This window comes from Burkholderia sp. PvR073, from assembly GCF_054055695.1.
Genome location: NZ_JBSRXO010000001.1, coordinates 207,498 through 227,663 on the forward strand (window position 1 = coordinate 207,498; position 20,166 = coordinate 227,663).

General features: G+C 66.5%; 18 protein-coding genes. All 18 read right to left on the reverse strand.

All coding sequences use genetic code 11. The features are described 5' to 3' along the window. Positions 1–151: 151 nt before the first annotated feature. On the reverse strand, positions 152–1,684 hold the full coding sequence (gene purF / locus ACVK00_RS00875; RefSeq protein WP_166725238.1) for an amidophosphoribosyltransferase: 1,533 nt from the start codon (positions 1,682–1,684) through the stop codon (positions 152–154). A gap of 51 nt (positions 1,685–1,735) precedes the next feature. Then, positions 1,736–2,230, reverse strand: coding sequence for a CvpA family protein (locus ACVK00_RS00880; protein WP_006755189.1), 495 nt, complete (start codon positions 2,228–2,230; stop codon positions 1,736–1,738). A 6-nt stretch (positions 2,231–2,236) separates the two neighbouring features. Further along, positions 2,237–3,094 carry an SPOR domain-containing protein gene (locus tag ACVK00_RS00885; protein WP_284893822.1) on the reverse strand — a complete coding sequence of 286 codons (858 nt, stop codon included), beginning with the start codon at positions 3,092–3,094 and terminating at the stop codon, positions 2,237–2,239. A 29-nt stretch (positions 3,095–3,123) separates the two neighbouring features. Continuing rightward, complete coding sequence (gene folC, locus ACVK00_RS00890; protein WP_228909487.1) at positions 3,124–4,434, reverse strand: bifunctional tetrahydrofolate synthase/dihydrofolate synthase; 1,311 nt, start codon at positions 4,432–4,434, stop codon at positions 3,124–3,126. Positions 4,435–4,534: 100 nt separating this feature from the next. After that, entirely contained in the window at positions 4,535–5,407 is an 873-nt protein-coding gene (gene accD / locus ACVK00_RS00895) for an acetyl-CoA carboxylase, carboxyltransferase subunit beta (protein WP_006755101.1), read from the reverse strand. A gap of 66 nt (positions 5,408–5,473) precedes the next feature. Continuing rightward, on the reverse strand, positions 5,474–6,289 hold the full coding sequence (trpA, locus tag ACVK00_RS00900) for a tryptophan synthase subunit alpha (protein WP_006755100.1): 816 nt from the start codon (positions 6,287–6,289) through the stop codon (positions 5,474–5,476). A gap of 87 nt (positions 6,290–6,376) precedes the next feature. Next, positions 6,377–7,228 carry a DNA-methyltransferase gene (locus ACVK00_RS00905; protein WP_166725241.1) on the reverse strand — a complete coding sequence of 284 codons (852 nt, stop codon included), beginning with the start codon at positions 7,226–7,228 and terminating at the stop codon, positions 6,377–6,379. A gap of 8 nt (positions 7,229–7,236) precedes the next feature. Further along, entirely contained in the window at positions 7,237–8,430 is a 1,194-nt protein-coding gene (gene trpB, locus ACVK00_RS00910; RefSeq protein ID WP_175725112.1) for a tryptophan synthase subunit beta, read from the reverse strand. Between the two features lie 56 nt (positions 8,431–8,486). Further along, positions 8,487–9,188: a phosphoribosylanthranilate isomerase gene (locus tag ACVK00_RS00915; RefSeq protein ID WP_284893821.1), complete on the reverse strand. Its 702-nt coding sequence runs from the start codon at positions 9,186–9,188 to the stop codon at positions 8,487–8,489. Continuing rightward, positions 9,185–9,997 carry a tRNA pseudouridine(38-40) synthase TruA gene (truA, locus tag ACVK00_RS00920; protein WP_284893820.1) on the reverse strand — a complete coding sequence of 271 codons (813 nt, stop codon included), beginning with the start codon at positions 9,995–9,997 and terminating at the stop codon, positions 9,185–9,187. Before truA ends, ACVK00_RS00915 begins: the two co-directional genes overlap by 4 nt. Beyond that, positions 9,997–12,072 (reverse strand): FimV/HubP family polar landmark protein, encoded by a 2,076-nt coding sequence (locus ACVK00_RS00925; protein WP_284893819.1) that lies wholly within the window; start codon positions 12,070–12,072, stop codon positions 9,997–9,999. The genes truA and ACVK00_RS00925 overlap by 1 nt, the downstream gene beginning before the upstream one ends. Before the next feature lie 266 nt (positions 12,073–12,338). Then, positions 12,339–13,460 (reverse strand): aspartate-semialdehyde dehydrogenase, encoded by a 1,122-nt coding sequence (asd, locus tag ACVK00_RS00930; protein WP_006756674.1) that lies wholly within the window; start codon positions 13,458–13,460, stop codon positions 12,339–12,341. A gap of 82 nt (positions 13,461–13,542) precedes the next feature. Beyond that, positions 13,543–13,662, reverse strand: coding sequence for a hypothetical protein (locus ACVK00_RS00935; protein ID WP_006487736.1), 120 nt, complete (start codon positions 13,660–13,662; stop codon positions 13,543–13,545). 119 nt (positions 13,663–13,781) lie between these two features. Further along, a complete protein-coding gene (gene leuB, locus ACVK00_RS00940; protein WP_166725030.1) occupies positions 13,782–14,849 on the reverse strand; it encodes a 3-isopropylmalate dehydrogenase in 1,068 nt (355 codons plus the stop codon). 75 nt (positions 14,850–14,924) lie between these two features. Next, positions 14,925–15,575, reverse strand: a complete 651-nt coding sequence (gene leuD, locus ACVK00_RS00945) for a 3-isopropylmalate dehydratase small subunit (RefSeq protein ID WP_006756677.1) — start codon at positions 15,573–15,575, stop codon at positions 14,925–14,927. Between the two features lie 65 nt (positions 15,576–15,640). Then, positions 15,641–15,787 (reverse strand): entericidin A/B family lipoprotein, encoded by a 147-nt coding sequence (locus ACVK00_RS00950; RefSeq protein WP_011658379.1) that lies wholly within the window; start codon positions 15,785–15,787, stop codon positions 15,641–15,643. 3 nt (positions 15,788–15,790) lie between these two features. Continuing rightward, positions 15,791–17,200: a 3-isopropylmalate dehydratase large subunit gene (leuC, locus tag ACVK00_RS00955; protein ID WP_228909482.1), complete on the reverse strand. Its 1,410-nt coding sequence runs from the start codon at positions 17,198–17,200 to the stop codon at positions 15,791–15,793. Positions 17,201–17,762: 562 nt separating this feature from the next. Beyond that, positions 17,763–20,105: a KAP family P-loop NTPase fold protein gene (locus ACVK00_RS00960; RefSeq protein ID WP_354123112.1), complete on the reverse strand. Its 2,343-nt coding sequence runs from the start codon at positions 20,103–20,105 to the stop codon at positions 17,763–17,765. Between the last annotated feature and the right edge of the window lie 61 nt (positions 20,106–20,166).

Sequence of the window (20,166 nt, forward strand, 5' to 3'; positions counted from 1 at the left end):
GCTTCGGTGCGGGTACGACAGCGATCGACTCGGGCCGGCTCTCGCCGGCCTTCGCTTTAGCTGTTTTGGGAAGTCGCCCCGCGTCCGCAAGCTGAATCAAATCGACGCATGGCCACATCCTAGCACGCTTCGTCGGAAGCGTGCGCCGGCATCACTCGACCGACAGTTGCAGGTTCATCTGCGAACGCGCGGTGTCGCCCGCCGTGTCGCGATCGGCCTGCGACGCCGGGGCGAGACGTGCGCGCTCGATTGCATCGAGGTACTCGGGCGTCACGGCGCCGGTGATGTAGTTGCCGTCGAAGCACGACGCCTCGAAGCGTTCGAGCTTCGGGTTGATGTCGCGCACCGCGCGGCGCAGGTCGTCGACGTCCTGGTAGATCAGGTAGTCGGCGCCGATGATCTTCGCGACTTCGTCGTCGGTGCGGCCGTGTGCGACCAGCTCGCCGCGTGTCGGCATGTCGATGCCGTACACGTTCGGGAATTTCACCGGCGGCGCCGCCGACGCGAAGATCACCGACTTCGCGCCCGCATCGCGCGCCATCTGCACGATCTCGTGCGAGGTCGTGCCGCGCACGATCGAATCGTCGACGATCAGCACGTTCTTGTCCTTGAACTCGATGCTCATCGCATTGAGCTTCTGGCGCACCGACTTCTTGCGCACGGCCTGGCCCGGCATGATGAAGGTGCGGCCGACGTAGCGGTTCTTGAAGAAGCCTTCGCGATACTCGACGCCGAGCTTCGCGGCGACCTGCATCGCAGCCGGACGCGACGAATCGGGAATCGGCATCACGACGTCGATCGGCACGTTCGGCAGCTCGCGCTTGATCTTCTCGGCGAGGTAGTCGCCCATGCGCAGGCGCACGTTGTAGACGGGCACGCCGTCGAGGCACGAATCCGGACGGGCGAGATACACGTACTCGAACATGCACGGATTCAGCGTCGGCTGCTCCGCGCATTGCTGGCTGTGGAAGTTGCCGGCCTTGTCGATGAAGATCGCTTCGCCCGGCTGCACGTCGCGCACGAATTCGAAACCGATGCCTTCGACCGCCACCGACTCCGACGCGACCATCCATTCGGTGCCGTGTTCGGTTTCGAGCTTGCCGAGGCACAGCGGGCGGATGCCGAACGGATCGCGGAACGCGAGCAGGCCGTAGCCGGCAATCAGCGACACGATCGCGTACGAACCCTCCAGGCGGCGATGCACGCCCGCGACCGCCTTGAATACGGCGGCCGGATCGAGCTCGAGGCCCGTCGTCGACAGTTGCAGCTCGTGCGCGAACACGTTGAGCAGCACTTCGCTGTCGGAATTGGTGTTGATGTGCCGGCGATCGATCCGGAACATCTCGTCCTTCAGCTGTTCCCAGTTCGTCAGGTTGCCGTTGTGCGCGAGGATGATCCCGAACGGCGCGTTCACGTAGAACGGCTGCGCCTCGGCTTCGCTCGACGCCGAGCCGGCCGTCGGATAGCGGACCTGGCCGATGCCGAAGGTGCCGGGCAGGCTGCGCATGTTGCGCGTGCGGAACACGTCGCGCACCATGCCGTTCGCCTTGTACATGTGGAAATTGCTGCCGTCCGCCGTCGCGATGCCCGCTGCGTCCTGACCGCGATGCTGCAGCAGCAGCAGGCTGTCATAGATCAGCTGATTGACCGGGGATTGGGAGATAACACCTACGATGCCGCACATGGCATGTCCTTCAAGATGACAAAATCGGTTCCGTCCTGCCCGGCCGCGTCGTCACACGCGTACGTACTGGGCCATGCCGTCGGGCAGGAGCTGCTTCAGCTCGTGCACGCCCTGTTCGGCGAAAGGACGCAAGAGCGCATTGCGCCAGAAATCCTGTTTGGGCAATTCGGTCAGCCCGGCCGCCGCGACCAGCAGCACCACCAGCACGCAGCCGCGGACGAGCCCGAACATCATGCCCAGCGAGCGATCGACTCCACCGAGGCCCGTCGCCTGCGCGATCCGCGACAACAGCGCGTTCGCGACACCCGCAACGAACACGACGCCGATCACGATCAGCGCGAACGCGAGCACCCACTGGGTGAGCGCGCCGCCCGGCCAGTTCGCCGGAATATACGGCACCACCAGCCCGACATAGCGTGCCGCGATCACGACCGCCACGATCCAGCCGATCAACCCGAAAATCTCCGAGACGAAACCGCGCCATGCGCCACGCAGCGCAGACAACGCGATTACCGCCAATACAGCGTAGTCGAAAGCCGTCAGCATCGCACGTTACTGCGTCAGTCCGGCTTCGCGCACCTTCGCGATCGCGGCGGACGCCGCCGCGCGATCCGCAAACGGGCCGGCACGCAGCAGTGTAGCCGTGCTGCCGTCCGCCTGCTTGCGATGCTCGACATATGCGGGCACACCCGCCGATTTCAACTTGGTGGCCCACGAACGGGCCGTCGTGTCGTCCTTGAACGAACCGAGCTGCACCGCGAAGCGCGCACCGGCCGGCGATGCGGGCGACGACGCGTCGCCGCTGTCGGTCGCGACGTCGGCGTTCGCGACCGTCGCGGGTGCCGGCGCCGGCTTCGGCGCGACCGGCTTCGCCGCGGGGGCGGCCGGCTTGGCAGCGGGCTTCGGCGGCGTCACGCTCGCCGTGGTCGTCGAGGTCGTCGAGGTCGTGGCAGCGGGTTTCGCGGCCGGCTTGGCCGTATCCTTCGCCGCGGGGGCGGGCGCGGGCGCCACCGCGACATCGGAGGCCGGCGGCTCGTCGTGCGCGACGCCCGCCTGCACGTCGGACGCATCGTCGTCACGCGGCGCGACCGCCTGATGCGCAGGCCGGTTCGGAATATCGATCGCGATGTCGTCCGTCACCGGCTTCGGGTGCGAATCGAGCACCATCGGCAGCACGATCACCGCGCCGACGACGAGCGCGATCGCGCCGACGAGACGCCGGCGGGCGCGTTGCTTTTCAGGAAGGGTCGGATCGAGAAGCAGTGCGTCCGATTCCGAACGCTCGGTGCGGCGCGTGCGTCGCTCGACGCGTTCAGTGCGCTCCGTGCGCACGTTCCGGGAGGCCCCGGTACGACCGCCGCGCCGGGTGGGCGCGTCGTCGTCTTTCTTGCCGAACGAGAAAATTCCCATGAATGGCTGAGTCCGAAACTGCCCGACAGTCAGTGTTGCTGCGATTTCCGGTAGGCCATCACACCGGCCACCGTATGGAAACTGCCGAAAACCACGATTCTATCATTCTCGGAGGCTCTTTTTAGCGCATCTCGAAATGCTTCCGCGGGCGACGCGAACCGCGTGACGCTCGAATCCGCCCCGTCCTCCACACCGGCCTTGCGCAGCGCGGCTTCGAGCTGCTCCGCGCTCGCCGCGCGCGGCAGCGGCAGGTCGGTCACGCACCAGTGGTCGATCTCGCCCGCCAGGTGCCGCAACACGCCGTCGATGTCCTTGTCGTGCATCGCGCCGAACACCGCGTACGTGTACGGGAAGAAGCCCATGTTGCCGAGGTTCTGCTCGAGCACGGCCGCCGCATGCGGGTTGTGCGCGACGTCGAGCACGATCGCCGGCTTGCCGGGCAGCACCTGGAAGCGCCCCGGCAGCTCGACGTTCGCGAGCCCGAGCCGGATGTCCTGCGCGGACACCGGCAGCACCGGGCGCAGCGCCTCGAGCGCGGCCAGCGCGGCCGACGCATTGATCAGCTGATTCGCGCCGCGCAGCGCCGGGTACGCGAGCGCCGGATAGCGCTTGTCGCGGCCGAGGTAGCTCCATTGCTGGCGCTCCGCGCCCGGCTGCGCTTCATAGCGAAAATCGCGACCGACCAGCCACAGGTCCGCACCGATCGCGGCGGCATGGTCGACCAGCGTGCCCGGCACGGCAGGGTCGCCGCAGATCGCCGGCTTGCCCGCGCGGAAGATTCCCGCCTTCTCGAACGCGATCTTCTCGCGCGTGTCGCCGAGGTATTCGGTGTGGTCGATGTCGATGCTCGTGACGATCGCGCAATCGGTATCGATGATGTTGACCGCGTCGAGCCGGCCGCCGAGGCCGACTTCGAGGATCACGACGTCGAGCCCGCGCGACGCGAACAGGTGCAGGATCGCGAGCGTCGTGAATTCGAAGTACGTGAGCGACACCGGCTCGGGCAGCGACGTGCGCGCCGCTTCGACGGCTTCGAAGTGCGGCAGCAGGTCGGCATCGCTGACCTGCTGACCGTTCACACGCGCGCGCTCGGCGAATTCGAGCAGGTGCGGCGACGTGTGGCAACCGACCTTGTAGCCCGCGTGGACGAGGATCGCCTCGAGGAACGCGCAGGTCGAGCCCTTGCCGTTCGTGCCGCCGACCGTGATCACGGGGCACGCGAATTCGAGCTGCAGCGCCGCCTTGACCTGCCCGATGCGGGTGAGGCCCATGTCGATGCCGACCGGGTGCGCGCGTTCGAGATGCGAAAGCCACGCGTCGAGAGTGGGAAAAGTGCTCATCGGATCAAATCTGAATCGGTACCGTCACTACGCCAAAAAACGAAACGCGCCGCCCGGCGGTTCAGCCGGGCGACGCGCGCAGTTCACAACGCCGCGCCGATCAGGCCAGCGCGTCGGCCGGCTGTCGCTGCAGCAGCGCGAGCAGCTGCGCGATCTCGTCGCGCATCTTGCGGCGGTCGACGATCATGTCGATCGCGCCCGTCGTCAGCAGGAATTCCGCGCGCTGGAAGCCTTCCGGCAGCTTCTCGCGAACCGTCTGCTCGATCACGCGCGGGCCGGCGAAGCCGATCAGCGCCTTCGGCTCCGCGATCACGACGTCGCCGAGGAACGCGAAGCTCGCCGACACGCCGCCCATCGTCGGATCGGTCAGCACCGAGATGAACGGCAGCTTGGCTTCGGCCAGCTTGGTCAGCATCGCGGTGGTCTTCGCCATCTGCATCAGCGACAGCAGGCTTTCCTGCATCCGTGCGCCGCCCGACGCCGTGAAGCAGATGAACGGCACGTGCTGTTCCAGCGCGTTCTGCGCGCCGCGCGCGAAACGCTCGCCGACGACCGACCCCATCGAGCCGCCCATGAACGAGAACTCGAAACAGGCCGCGACGACGGGCAGCGTGTGAATCGCCCCGCCCATCACGACCATCGCGTCGGTCTCGCCCGTCTCGTCCATCGCTTCCTTCAGACGATCGGGGTACTTGCGGCTGTCCTTGAACTTCAGCGAGTCGACCGGCACGATTTCCTGGCCGATTTCATAGCGGCCTTCCGGATCGAGCAGCCCGTCGAGGCGCTCGCGCGCGCCGATGCGCATGTGGTGATCGCACTTCGGGCACACGTGCAGGTTCGCGTCCACGTCGTTGCGGTACAGCACGGCCTCGCAGGACGGGCATTTGACCCACAGGCCTTCCGGAATGCCCTTGCGGCTTTTCGGGTCGGTCTGCTTGATCTTCGGCGGCAACAGTTTGTCGAGCCAGCTCATCGTGTATGGTTTCCTGTTCCGTGGCGGGGCGGGCCGACCGGCCCGTTCCCGCCTCCTGTGTTGTGTTTATCGCGCCGTCTTGCCGGCGCCGTCCAGGGCGGCGCGCAGCTCGGCGATGAATGTCTTCAGCGCGGCGGCGGCGCCTTCCGGCGCGGCGCTCTCGAGCAGTTGCACCAGGCGGCTGCCGATCACGACGGCGTCCGACACTTCGGCCACCGCGCGCGCCGTTTCGGCGTCGCGGATGCCGAAGCCGACGCCCACCGGAACCGGCACGCGCGACTTGATGGCCGGGATTTTACCCGCAATGCTCGAAACATCCAGATTTCCGGCGCCGGTCACGCCCTTGAGCGACACGTAGTACACGTAGCCGCTCGCGATCTTGCCCACGTCGGCGATGCGCTCGTCGGTCGACGTCGGGGCGAGCAGGAAGATCGGATCGATCTGCGCGGCACGCATTTTCTCGGCGAACACGCCGGCTTCCTCGGGCGGATAGTCGACGACGAGCACGCCGTCGACGCCGGCTGCCTGCGCTTGGGCCGCGAACGCGTCGACGCCCATCCGCTCGATCGGGTTCGCATAGCCCATCAGCACGACGGGGGTCTTCTGGTCGGTCTCGCGGAAGCGCTTCACGTCGGCGAGCACGCTCTTGAGCGTGACGCCGCGCGCGAGCGCGCGCTCCGACGAGCGCTGGATCACCGGGCCGTCGGCCATCGGGTCCGAGAACGGCACGCCGAGCTCGATCACGTCGGCGCCGCCTTCGGCGAGCGCGTGCATGAACTCGACGGTTTTCGCGGGATCGGGGTCGCCGGCCGTGATGAACGGGATCAGGCCCTTGCGGCCTTGTTCGGCGAGTGCGGCGAAGGTCTGCTGGATACGATTCATGGCAATTTTCCTTTGTCGACCGGAGTTAGCGCTTTAGCGCTTACTCCGGTCCATGCAAAGCAGCGATCGGCACTGCGGCGGCGCGACTCACGCGCACGCCTGCGCGGCGAGCGCGTTCACGCGCTCGTGCGCGATCGCGCAATAACTTTCGTTGATCTCGTAGCCGACGAAGTCGCGCCCCTGCCGTGCGCAGGCCACCGCGGTCGTGCCGCTGCCCATGAACGGATCGAGCACGCGGCCGCCCGGCGGGCAGCTTGCGAGCACCATCCGCTCGATGATTTCCAGCGGCTTCTGGGTCGGATGATCGACGCGCTCCGCGTGCTGCCGATGCAGGCGCGAGACCGACCAGACGTCCTTCGGGTTGTAGCCCATCTCCAGCCACTTGCTGCCTTCGAACAGCTTGCGCGAGCGGGCCTTCTTCGTGTCGGCGTCGTACGGGATGCGGACCGGATCGAGATCGAAGTAATACGCCCTGGAAACCGCGAAAAAGCCGATGTTGTCGTGCACCGACGTGAAACGGCGCGTCGTGCCGCCCATGCTCGGCACGCGTCGATCCCAGATGATCTCGTTGACCATCGTGAGCTTCGTCTTCAGGAAGCTGAAGATTTCCGGCGCGTACTGCCACGTGCAGAAGATGTACATCGACCCGCTCGGCTTGAGCTTCGGAATCGCGAGCTCGAGCCACTCGCGCGTCCACGCGAGAAACTCGTCGCCCGAACGCTTGTCCGAGTCGTTGCCGTAGTCCTTGCCGAGCCCGTACGGCGGATCGGCGACGATCAGGTCGATCGACGCATCCGGCAGGCGCGCGGCTTCGGTCATGAAATCGCGGTTGTGCAGTTCGATCCCGGACGGCCGTGCGCGCGGCACGGCGACGGCGGGCTGCCCCGCCTCCGCTTCGCTCGCGGCGCCGCCGCCCGGCTGTTCGATCAGGTCACGCATCGGTCGGGTCAGAGCGCGATGCCCGATCGCTCGGCGACCGTGTGCATGTCCTTGTCGCCGCGGCCCGACAGGTTGACGAGCAGGATCTTGTCCTTCGGCAACGTCGGCGCGAGCTTCACGCCATACGCGATCGCGTGGCTCGACTCGAGCGCGGGGATGATCCCCTCGATCCGGCAGCAATCGTGGAACGCCTTCAGCGCCTCCTCGTCGGTGATCGGCACGTATTGCGCGCGGCCGCTGTCCTTCAGCCATGCGTGCTCGGGGCCGACACCCGGATAGTCGAGACCGGCCGACACCGAATGCGTCTCGATGATCTGGCCGTCGTCGTCCTGCAGCAGGTACGTGCGGTTGCCGTGCAGCACGCCGGGGCTGCCGGCGATCAGCGACGCCGCGTGACGGCCGGTGTCGAGGCCGTCGCCGGCCGCTTCGACGCCAATCAGCTGCACCGAGGTGTCGTCGATATACGGATAGAAGATACCCATCGCGTTCGAGCCGCCGCCGACGCACGCAATCACCGCGTCCGGCTGCCGGCCGGCGAGTTCCGGCATCTGCACCTTGCACTCGTCGCCGATCACGCGCTGGAAGTCGCGCACCATCGCCGGATACGGGTGCGGGCCCGCGACCGTGCCGATGATGTAGAACGTGCTTTCGATGTTGGTGACCCAGTCGCGCATCGCTTCGTTCAGCGCGTCCTTCAGCGTGCGCGAACCCGATTCGACCGGCACGACCGTCGCGCCGAGCAGCTTCATCCGGTAGACGTTCGCGGCTTGGCGGCGCACGTCCTCGGCGCCCATGTAGACGATGCACTCCATCCCGAAGCGCGCGCAGATCGTCGCCGTCGCGACGCCGTGCTGGCCGGCGCCCGTCTCGGCGATCACGCGCTTCTTGCCCATGCGCTTCGCGAGCAGCGCCTGGCCGATCACGTTGTTGATCTTGTGCGCGCCGGTGTGGTTCAGGTCCTCGCGCTTCAGGTAGATCTGCGCGCCGCCGAGCGTTTCGCTCCAGCGCTGCGCGTGATAGATCGGCGACGGACGGCCGACGAAGTGCTTCAGTTCGCGCTCGTATTCGGCGACGAAATCGGGGTCGTTCCGGAATTTTTCATACGCGGCGCGCAGTTCGTCCAGCGCGTGAATCAGCGTCTCGGCGACGAACACGCCGCCATACGGGCCGAAATGGCCGCGATCATCAGGAAGGTTGTACATGGTGTCACTCTCGATTGGTCGGCGCGCCCCGCGTTCGGGGGTCGCACCTTCTTGAATCACCGGGCGTCCGCTTCGCGCACCGCGCGTACGAACGCCGCCATCCGGGCGTGATCCTTCACGCCCTTCGCGCCCTCCACTTCGATGCCACTCGAGACATCGACAGCAAATGGGCGCAACTGGCGGATCGCATCACCGACGTTTTGCGCGCTCAAGCCACCACTCAAAACGGCCCGATGCGCGAGCTCTGCGGGAATAAGAGACCAATCGAAGACCTTGCCGCTACCGCCGTAGTCCGGCACCAGGGTGTCGAACAGGAGGCCGCGCGCTTTCGAATAATGAAGTGCCGATTCTACCAAATCGGACGGCTGCGTCGAGGGGCCGACGCGCACCGCGCGCAACCACGGCAGGCGTGCCGCGCGGCCAAGCGCGTCGCACTGCTCCGGCGTCTCGTCGCCGTGGAATTGCAGCACCGTGAGCGGCACGTCGCGCACGACCGCCTCGATCTCGGCTTCGGTCGCGTTCACGAACAGCCCGACCACCGATACGAACGGCGGCGCGAGGCGCGCCAGTTCGGCCGCCTGCGCGATCGACACCGCGCGCGGGCTCTTCGGGTAGAACACCAGGCCGATCGCGTCGGCGCCGAGTGCCGCGGCGTGCAGCACGTCCTCGGGGCGCGACAGGCCGCACAGCTTGATGCGCGTGCGCGGCGCGAGGCCGGTCGCGGCGGAAGTCGGAGAAGACACGGCGTGATCCGTCATGATGGTAGGTCCAGATCGGCCCAGACGCTGCTCCACGGCACGCTGCCGAGTTGCGCGGGCGGGACGGCGAATTCCGCCGGGTAGCCGACATGGGCAAGATACAGCCCGTCGGCCATGAACGTGGGCGCGGCGAGCTTGCGGTCGCGCCCGGCCAGCACGTCGGCGAGCCAGTCCGCCGGATAGCGGCCGCGCCCGACCGCGACGAGGCAGCCCATCAGGTTGCGCACCATGTGGTGCAGGAACGCGTTCGCGCGGAAGCGGAAATGAATGAAGTGGCCGGCGCGCCGCACGTCGATCTGATACAGGTGTTTGACCGGCGTCTTCGACTGGCATTCCGACGACCGGAACGACGAGAAGTCATGCTCGCCGATCAGGTGCGCGGCGGCGGCGCGCATCGCGTCGTCGTCGAGCGGCGTGTGGATCCATCCCGCCCGGCCGGCCAGCATCGGCGAGCGCACGGGATGCACGTACAGCACGTAGTAATAGGTGCGTTCGAACGCCGAGAATCGCGCATGGAACGTGTCCGGCATCGGCTTCGCCCACTGCACGGAAACGGTCGACGGCAGGAACGCGTTGGTGCCGCGCACCCACGAGAAATCCGTGCGGTCGAGGTCCGTGTCGAAGTGCACGACCTGCCCGAGCCCGTGCACGCCCGTATCGGTCCGCCCCGCGACCGTCGTGTGCAACGGCACGCACGCGAATTCGCCGAGCGCGCACTCGAGCGCGTCCTGCACGGTCTTGCCGTGCGGCTGCGCCTGCCAGCCACAGAACGCGGCACCGTCGTACTGAATTCCCAGCGCGATCCGCATTACGCCTCGTCCGCCAGTTTCGCGAGCAGCGCACGCGCATCGTCGCCGGTGGCGGCGTCGTTCGCGTCGATCACCTCCTGCAGCAGCGTGCGCGCGCCTGACAGGTCACCCAGTTCGACGTACTCCGACGCGAGATCCAGCTTGTTGCGGGCGATGCGCGCGAGCTCTTCCGGCGTCAGCGCGGGCAACGCGGCGCCCGGCGCGGACGGCAGGTCGAGATCGAAATCCAGGTTCAACGCGCCGAACTGCGCGCCGCCGAGCGGCGGCAGCGACGACGGCGCGGATGCACCGCCTGCGTGCGGTGCGGGCGTTGCCGCATCCGGATCCCAGCCGAACTCGTCGTCCTGGTCGGCCGGGTGTTCCGGGGACAGATCGCCCGCGCCAATCGGCGGACGCGATGCGAATTGACCGTTAGTTGCGATTTGGTCGCTTTCGGCTTGCCCTTCCCGTGCGGCCGGCTCGTCCGCCTGGCGCGGCGGCAACGGCATGTCGAGGCTGTTGAGCGCGCTGATCGCGTTCTGCATCAGCGCCGCGTGCTGGGCGTCGTTCGTCGAAGGCGCCGCTGGCGTTTGCAGTGGCTCGTCCGCGGCCGTTTCCGCGACGGGCTTCACGTCGTGCGAGGCCGGCGCTGCGCCGCGTTCGAGCGCGACGTGCGCGGACGGCGCTTCCGGTTGATCGTCGTGCGGCTTCACGGTTTCCGGCGACGACGCGACCTCGGCTTCATGCGTGTCGACGGCCCCCGCCGCTGCCGCGGTTGCCGCGATCAGATTCACATCGGCCGCTGCGTCGCGTGCAAGCAGCGTCTCGGGAAGGATCGGCGGCAAGGGTTCGACGGGCGACGACGATGCGCCTGCATCGACGGCAGCCGCCCCGCCGGATTCCGGGGTGATCGCATCGGCAGGCCGCGCTTTCCGGCGCTTGCGCCACGCGAACCAGGCCGCGAGAACGAGCACGGCCGCGCCGGCCATTGCTGTCGGACGCCAGTCGATCTGTGCCGCACCGCGCGCGGGCGCGGCGGTCGTGACGGGCACGGCCGGCTGCACGGGCGCCGATGCCGGCTGCACCGCGCTGGCGACCACACCGGCCGCCGCTTCGCTCGCGGCCGACGCGGACGCGGCAGCCGATGCACCTGCGTCATTCGCGGCGGGGCGCGGCGCAGCGGGTGCCGGAGCCGGCGCACGCGCCGGTGCAACGTTGTTCGTGTCGGCCGGCTTGCCGATCCCGTGCTTCTGCAGCTCCATCAGCACGCGGTTCTTCAGCGCGAGCAGTTGCTGAAGGCTCGACGGCCGTGGCTGCGACGCGCCCGCGACGGGTGCCGCCGCGGACGGTTCGTGCATGCCTTGAGCCGCGCCGTCCGGTGCGACCTGCGCAGCGGCGTCGCTCGCGGACGACGGTGCGGACTGGATCGCGCCGCTCCATACGTGCGGCCCGCTTGCGCCAGCCGCAGGCGCTACCGGCTGAACGGGTTCAACCATCGACGCGCCATGCGCGGCGGATGCGCCGATCGGCGCCGACGCCCCTGCCGCCACCGCGACGCTTGCACCGCTGACCGGCGCCGCATGCGCAGCCGATGCGGCCGGTGCGCTTTGCACGGCCGACCCCGGGTGCGGCGCGGACGCGCCATGCTGCGCGACTGCGGCCGTGCCTGACGCGGCTACCACCGCCGACGCTGGCGCCGACACCGCCGCTGCACCGGACGCGCTCGACGCACCGGCCGGCACGAGCGCCGCGCCCGTCGCGTCGAGCGCCGGCACCGTCAGCGTCGCACCGACTTTCAGGCGGCTCGGGTCGCGCTTCATGAACGCCTGCGGATTGGCGTCGAACAGCGCACGGCCGGCGCGCGCGAGCACGGCCGGGTCGTGCGACTGCGTGGCCGCTTTCGCGAGGTCGTTCAACGACTGGCCCGGCTGGACCGTCACGTTCAGCGGCGCGGGGCCGCCGGCGGCGGACGCCGCCAGCTCGCCGGTGTCGGCCGCCCCGGCCGACACGGCCGTGCCGAGCGCCAGGATCGCCAGCGCGCCACGCACGGCGCGCGACAGACGGGACTGACGCGGAAACAAGGAAATTCGGGACATCGTAGGCTCAATCGCCGCGCGCGGGCGCGGCTCGGATTCGCGTAGGGAAGCGTCAATAAAGTCGCCGCAGAAATGCAAAAGCGTCGCGCAGAACGCGACGCTTTCGGCGACTCTGCGCGTCGTAACCGCATAGTTTACTTCACACGATCGGGTTCCGGCCGAATTCGTCGCCGACGGATGCGGCCGTCCATGCCCGGCGCCGACCAATGAAAAACGCCTGCCGCCCCGCAAAGGGCTGGCAGGCGTCTCGCTTCGCGCGTCGATCCTTACTTGTCGAGCAGGATACGCAGCATGCGGCGCAGCGGCTCGGCCGCGCCCCACAGCAGCTGGTCGCCGACCGTGAACGCCGACAGGTATTCGCCGCCCATCGCGAGCTTGCGCAGGCGGCCGACCGGCACCGTCAGCGTGCCGGTGATCTTCGCCGGCGACAGATCGCGCATCGACGCTTCACGCTCGTTCGGCACGACCTTCACCCAGTCGTTCGCCGACGCGAGGATGCCGTTGATTTCGTCGAGCGGGACATCCTTCTTCAGCTTGATCGTCAGCGCCTGCGAGTGGCAGCGCATCGCGCCAATCCGCACGCACAGCCCGTCGACCGGAATCGAACCCGGCTCGCCCATGGCCGGCTTGCCGAGGATCTTGTTGGTTTCCGCGCCGCCCTTCCACTCTTCCTTCGACATCCCGTTGCCGAGATCCTTGTCGATCCACGGAATCAGCGAACCGGCGAGCGGCACGCCGAAGTGGCTCGTCGGCATCGCATCGCTGTTCATCGTCGCGAGCACGCGGCGATCGATGTCGAGAATCGCGGAAGCCGGATCGGCGAGCTGTTCCTGCACCGCGCCGTGCAGCGCGCCCATCTGCGACAGCAGTTCGCGCATGTTCTGCGCGCCCGCGCCCGATGCGGCCTGGTAGGTCATTGCCGTCATCCAGTCGACCAGGTTCTCGCGGAACAGGCCGCCGAGCGCCATCAGCATAAGGCTGACCGTGCAGTTGCCGCCGACGAAGTTCTTCGTGCCCTTGACGAGCGCGTCCTTGATCACGTCGAGGTTGACCGGATCGAGGATGATGACCGCGTCGTCCTTCATCCGCAGCGACGAAGCCGCGTCGATCCAGTAGCCGTTCCAGCCGGCCGCGCGCAGCTTCGGGAACACGTCGTTCGTGTAATCGCCGCCCTGGCACGTGATGATCACGTCGCACTTCTTCAGCTCGTCGACGTTGGTCGCGTCCTTGAGCGTAGTCTCGTTTTTCGCGAACGACGGCGCCTTGCCGCCCGTGTTGCTGGTGCTGAAAAACACCGGTTCGATCAGGTCGAAATCACCTTCTTCCTGCATGCGTTGCATCAGCACGCTGCCGACCATGCCGCGCCAACCTACGAGACCTACGTTCATGACTAACCCTTTGAATGGAGCTTCCCCGCCATTTCCGCCCCCGGCGTGACCGCGCGGGGAAACAGGCGGGCACGACGGACGATCAGCGTTTAATGATCGTTTTCGTGGTAATGGTTTTCGTGATGACGATGGCGCGCGCACCCACACGGGCAGTGTTGCCGTGGAGTTTCAGGACCGGGGAGATCAGGGAAATCAGCGCCATCGTTCGAGTCTACACAAAGCCGGTTGCCCGCACAACGGCCAACCCTGCGCGAACCGGCCGATTTCATGGCCTGTTCGCGCCCTTTCTACATTAAATACCGTACGTCATCGCCATGCGCGTTACAGCGCGGCGAGCACCGCATCGCCCATCGCCGCCGTGCCGACCTGCTTGCAGCCCGGCGTCGCGATGTCGCCGGTGCGATAGCCTTGTTCGAGCACCGTTTTCACCGCGCGCTCGATGCGATCGGCCTGCTCGGCGCGATTCAGCGAGTAGCGCAGCATCATCGCGGCCGACAGGATCGTCGCCAGCGGGTTCGCGATGCCCTTGCCCGCGATGTCCGGCGCCGAACCGTGCGACGGCTCGTACAGACCCTTGTTGTTCTTGTCGAGCGACGCCGACGGCAGCATGCCGATCGAGCCCGTCAGCATCGACGCTTCATCCGACAGGATGTCGCCGAACATGTTGCCGGTCACGATCACGTCGAACTGCTTCGGCGCCTTCGCGAGCTGCATCGCCGCGTTGTCGACGTACATGTGCGACAGCTCGACGTCCGCGTATTCCTTCGACACGTCGATCATGACGTCGCGCCAGAACTGCGACGTTTCGAGCACGTTCGACTTGTCGACCGACAGCAGCTTCTTCGCGCGCTTTTGCGCGGCCTGGAACGCGACGTGCGCGATGCGGCGCACTTCCGGTTCCGAGTAGCGCATCGTGTCGAAGCCTTCGCGCGCGCCGGCGAACGGGCCGTCCGGCGCTGCACGCACGCCGCGCGGCTGGCCGAAGTAGATGTCGCCGTTCAGTTCGCGCACGATCAGGATGTCGAGGCCCGCGACCAGTTCCGGCTTCAGCGGCGACGCATCGACGAGCTGCGGATAGCAGATTGCCGGGCGGAAGTTCGCGAACAGCTCGAGGTGCTTGCGCAGCCCGAGGATCGCCTGCTCGGGGCGCAGCGCGCGCTCGAGCGAGTCGTACTTCCAGTCGCCGACCGCGCCGAACAGGATTGCGTCCGCTTCCTTCGCGAGTTTCAGCGTCGCGTCCGGCAGCGGATGACCGCTCGCCTCGTAGCCCGCGCCGCCGACCGGCGCCTGCTCGAGTTCGAACTGTTCGTCGAGGGCGTTCAGCACCTTGACGGCTTCGTTGACGATTTCCGGACCGATGCCGTCGCCGGGCAGCACTGCAATCTTCATGCGTTATTCCTGACTGGGTAGGTGTGGGTGGCAGGTCGGCGAGCGCGCGTCATGCGCGCCCGCCCGGAGGCAATCTCAGCCGACCAGCTTGTTGTTGAGCCACGGCTGCTTCGCGAGCCGCTCGGCTTCGAACTGGCGGATCTTGTCCGCGTGACGCAGCGTCAGGCCGATGTCGTCAAAGCCGTTCAGCAGGCAGTACTTGCGGAACGCGGCGATGTCGAACGGATACTCGCGGCCGTCGCCGGTGCGCACGACCTGTGCGTCGAGGTCGACCGTCAGCTGATAGCCGTTGAACGCATACGTGTCGTTGAACAGGTGATCGACCTGCTGCTCGGTCAGCACGATCGGCAGCAGCCCGTTCTTGTAGCAGTTGTTGAAGAAGATGTCGGCGAAGCTCGGCGCGATGATCGCGCGGAAGCCGTACTGCTGCAGCGCCCACGGCGCGTGCTCGCGCGAGCTGCCGCAGCCGAAGTTCTTGCGTGCGAGCAGCACCGATGCGCCCTGGTAGCGCGGCTGGTTCAGCACGAAGTCCGGGTTCAGCGGGCGCTTCGAGTTGTCCTGGCCCGGCTCGCCGTGGTCGAGGTAACGCCACTCGTCGAACGCGTTCGGACCGAAGCCCGTGCGCTTGATCGACTTCAGGAACTGCTTCGGGATGATCGCGTCGGTGTCGACGTTCTCGCGATCGAGCGGCGCCACGACGCCGGTATGCACTGTGAATTTTTCCATGATCCGTCTATCCGGTTGAAGGGCCGGCATTCAGCCGGCGCACATCGACAAATTCCTGGCGGGCGTCAGTCCGCGGCGCGCTGCAGCGCGTTACCGGCGGCATTGACGTCCTGGCCGAAGCCTCGGACGGTATTGCAGCCCGCAAGGCCGAAGCCCAGCCCCGCGAGCGCCAGCGCGGCAACCAGCCGCGCGATGAGCTTCGATGCCGTCACGCGTTACCCCAGCTGGCGAATGTCGACGAAGTGGCCTTCGATCGCCGCCGCCGCCGCCATCGCGGGGCTCACGAGGTGCGTGCGACCGCCCGCGCCCTGCCGGCCTTCGAAGTTGCGGTTCGACGTCGATGCGCAGCGCTCGCCCGGTTCGAGCCGGTCGGCGTTCATCGCGAGGCACATCGAGCAGCCCGGCTCGCGCCATTCGAAACCCGCATCGGTGAACACCTTGTCGAGCCCTTCGCGCTCGGCTTGCGCCTTCACGAGGCCCGAGCCCGGCACGACCATCGCGAGCCGCACGTTCGATGCGATGCGGCGGTTCAGCTTCTTCACGACATACGCGGCCGCGCGGATGTCCTCGATGCGCGCGTTCGTGCACGAACCGATGAAGATCTTGTCGACCTTGATCGACTCGATCGGCGTGTTCGGCTCGAGCGCCATGTAGGCCAGCGCGCGTTCGATCGCGCCGCGCTTGACCGGATCCTTCTCGCGCTCGGGATCGGGCACGCGACCGTCGATCGACGTGACCATCTCCGGCGACGTGCCCCACGTGACCTGCGGGACGATCTCGGCCGCGTTCAGCTCGACCACGCGGTCGAACTGCGCGCCTTCGTCGGACTTGAATTCGCGCCAGTACTCGACGGCCTGGTCCCATTCCGCGCCGGTCGGCACGAACGGACGGCCCTTCAGGTAGTCGATCGTCGTGTCGTCGACGGCGACCATGCCCGCGCGCGCGCCGGCTTCGATCGCCATGTTGCAGACGGTCATCCGGCCTTCCATCGTCAGCGCGCGGATCGTCGAGCCGCCGAATTCGATCGCGTAGCCCGTGCCGCCGGCCGTGCCGATCTTGCCGATGATCGCGAGCACGATGTCCTTCGCGGTACAGCCGCGCGGCAGTGCGCCCTCGACCTTCACGAGCATGTTCTTGCTCTTTTTCTGCAGCAGCGTTTGCGTCGCCAGCACGTGCTCGACTTCCGACGTGCCGATGCCGTGCGCGAGCGCGCCGAACGCGCCGTGCGTCGACGTGTGCGAATCGCCGCAGACGATCGTCATGCCCGGCAGCGTCGCGCCCTGCTCCGGCCCGATGATGTGCACGATGCCCTGGCGTACGTCGTTCATCTTGAACTGCGTGATGCCGAACGCGTCGCAGTTCGCGTCGAGCGTGTCGACCTGCAGCTTCGAGACGGGATCGGCGATGCCGTGGCTGCGATCCGTGGTCGGGACGTTGTGGTCCGACACGGCCAGGTTTGCGCTGATGCGCCACACCGGGCGGTGCGCGACGTTCAGCCCTTCGAATGCCTGCGGGCTCGTGACTTCGTGCAGCAGCTGACGGTCGATATAGAGCAATGCCGTGCCGTCGTCCTCGGTGTGGACGACGTGGGTATTCCACAGTTTGTCGTAGAGAGTCTGTGCCATGGGTATGCGGGGTCGTTGTGACTACAAGCCTTGCGGATGCGATCGATTATGCCACGCAGAATGCGCCGCGGCGCAGGCGCCGCGCGAAAAAACCCATTAAAAACAGTGGTTTGGCTGGTAGTGCCAATACCTGTATCGGCATTACCCGGCAAACGGCGTGTCCCGGCGGATTAGTTTCGAAGACTATGGTCGATTAGTTCTAGAGACAACATGCACGAGCGGCCCGCCCCGCCTACTCTCCCAAGACGTCTCACGAACTAATCCCGCCCTCGGGAATGCGCGAACAGTGTCGAACTTGATTAGAAGCGGATATAGCTCTCGACTAGATGCGGATACGGGTAGCCGCCACCGGCCCGGCACGCCCGCAGCACAACGCGTATCCACATCTAATGAGATACGGCTTTGGCATCAGCGGAAAAACGCACCCTCGTTTCCAGCAGCACGTCGATAGGCAATCAGCAACACCAGCCCTGTCGATTCAAGCAAATCTGCCCTCCTCCTCCGTCGAAATTCTCCCACGTTGGTTGGACAGCTTGGTTTCGGCCTTGACATGGGCAACCGATTAGAAATCGAATGGATCGCGCTCTCTTAGTCCAAGCCACATATCAACAGAGCGACGCAGCGTTCGCAGAGCCTCCTCGTGCTCTGGAAATTCTGCGGGATCGAGCGCGTCGCACCTGACCTTGGCCACGTCAATGCCGACGAAGTCGTCGATCGTCTGTTTGTCGAATGTGTTGTGCGGTGTAGAGACTCTGTCACCCCACGCGTGGACTGTGCCTCGGCTCATCATGCGTGTGGCGATCCTTGCGAAGCCCTCGTCGGTCCGGATCGCCTCAGCCATCCACTCGCGTGGTTCGTCCAATGAACCCGCATAGTCCCTCCATCGGTACAGGAGCGACATGAGATCCGGTTCGACGATCAGCGCGTCGACGTCCGCGGCGCGGCTCCTCATCAACCGCAGCCATTCGACTTTCATTGCCTCGACGGTATCAGTGTCGAGCGCCGGATCGAAGGCGTCGTTCTCTCCTTCCTTCCGATCGGCGGGATCGTTCAGATTAATCAGGATCGCAGCAATTGACAGCGCCTTGGTCTGGCGGAGCGCCTCAAGCGCCAGACCACCCCGCATACCTTCCGGCACCCGTTTCAGAAACCAGCTCGTCGCTCGCCATGCTGAAAGCCAGGGCGAATTGAAGGGGTCGCCGGCGCGCAGGCCTGCAAGCTTCTGGGCGATCCCGAACATCGCTGGAAGCAGCACGGCGGCGTTGTCGACCGGAAGGCGGTCGACGGACTCGTCGAACCTCGCGACGAGCGAGGGCAGAAGGCCGTCGGTCTCGACATCGGCGATCGCGGCAGCTAGCCCGTCCTCCGTCGCCGTCGCATCGAGGAACGCGACGAAGCGGCGCTCCGACATTTCGCCAGCCGCTGTCTGGAGTTCGAAGTAACGCGGGAAGTAGCGCCGGGAGCACACCCTCTTGGCTGTCAGCCACTTGAGCTGGAAGCCCTCCGCGTAGTTCGTGCCACCGTATGCCCATTCGAGTGGCGGAAAGAGGTCCTTGAGCACGTCCCGGGCGATGACGCGGCGCTCCTCCGGCACAAGCTCGAGAAGTCGCTCGGCCGCCGTCCTGTCCTCATCCCGCCGGCCATAGCCCGGAAAACGCCCCTCTTGGAGGACTAGTTCCCTCTCTCGGAACAGCGCCTCATGAAGGTCCGGTTCGAAGACCCGGAGCGCCTCCAGAAGAAGGAAGTCGACAATGTTGACCTCAAACACGTCGCCGGCCGCATGCAACGGTAAGTGCACAGCGATGGACGAGATCAATCGGCGCGCGTCGCGCATGTTGCGCAATTGCGGCTGGATGCAGGCGACGAACGCGTTACCCCAACGCGTCTGCGAGAACCCATTCGCCTCCGTTGCATGCGTTCCCGCCAGCTCGGAGAGCTCTTCACCGAATATATGATGCACAATCGATACCGGAACCGCCGGTAGATCGAAGCTAGCCTGCACGACCTTTTCGAGGAAAGCGCGACCGTCACCGTCTGCGACCGGATCGAGCGCACGCTCTATGATGCTGGGTTGGAACAGGAGGACAAAGACGATGTTCGGCAGGTTGGCGTTAGCCTTCACCTGCCGGAGAAGCATCCTGATCTGCTCGGGCTCGAGCCGGTCGATGTCGTCGATGAAGACAACCAGCGGTCGGTCGAGTTCGCGAAGACGAACCTCCAGCGCATCGCGCATCTTGTCGAGCGGTTCGCTGCCGCGATCACGTCCGAGATGCGACAGTGCTCGTCCCAGCACGGGCGTGCCGATCGAGAGGAGTGCGAGACCAGTCGCCACCTTCGCTGCCATCGGGAGGTCGAAGCCTATTGCCGACGCGACGGCGATCACCGAGGCGTTCGTCAGCGCTGTCGAGATAAGATGACTTGAGCCGCCCGCCTTTTTTAGCGGCGCGCTGGCCCCCGTAAGGATCGCGCCGTACCGTCGAAGCGCTTCGGCGCGGGCGAGCGCTGCCTTCGAATGTTCGCCTCCCAGACGATCCGCTATCTGTCCGAAGAGGGCACGGGCAATCGCATCGCCCGCGCCCCACTGCCAGGGATTGAAGTCAAGCCAGTCGGCCCCGTCACTCCTGGCATCGAGCCGCTCGGTGATTAGGTTCTTAAGTGAGGACTTGCCGAAACCCCACCCACCTCGGATTGCGAACACCCTGCCCTCGCGCAAACTGAGTTCCGAGAGCACGCCGGCTATGCGGCCTGCGAAGTCCGCCCTTCTCAGGCGATCCTCGGAAGCAGTCCGGATCGGTGCCTCCGCACCGATCCCGCCGTCCGGCCGTTCGGTTCTTGCGGCCTCCGCACTGAGCCTCGCACGGCGACGGGCACGCCAGGCGGACAGACGGACCAGCAGTCCGGTCATCGCGCAGCGACGCCGATCGGATCGGCGGCCCCACTGACGGGGCGGAACGCTGACGTCGAAG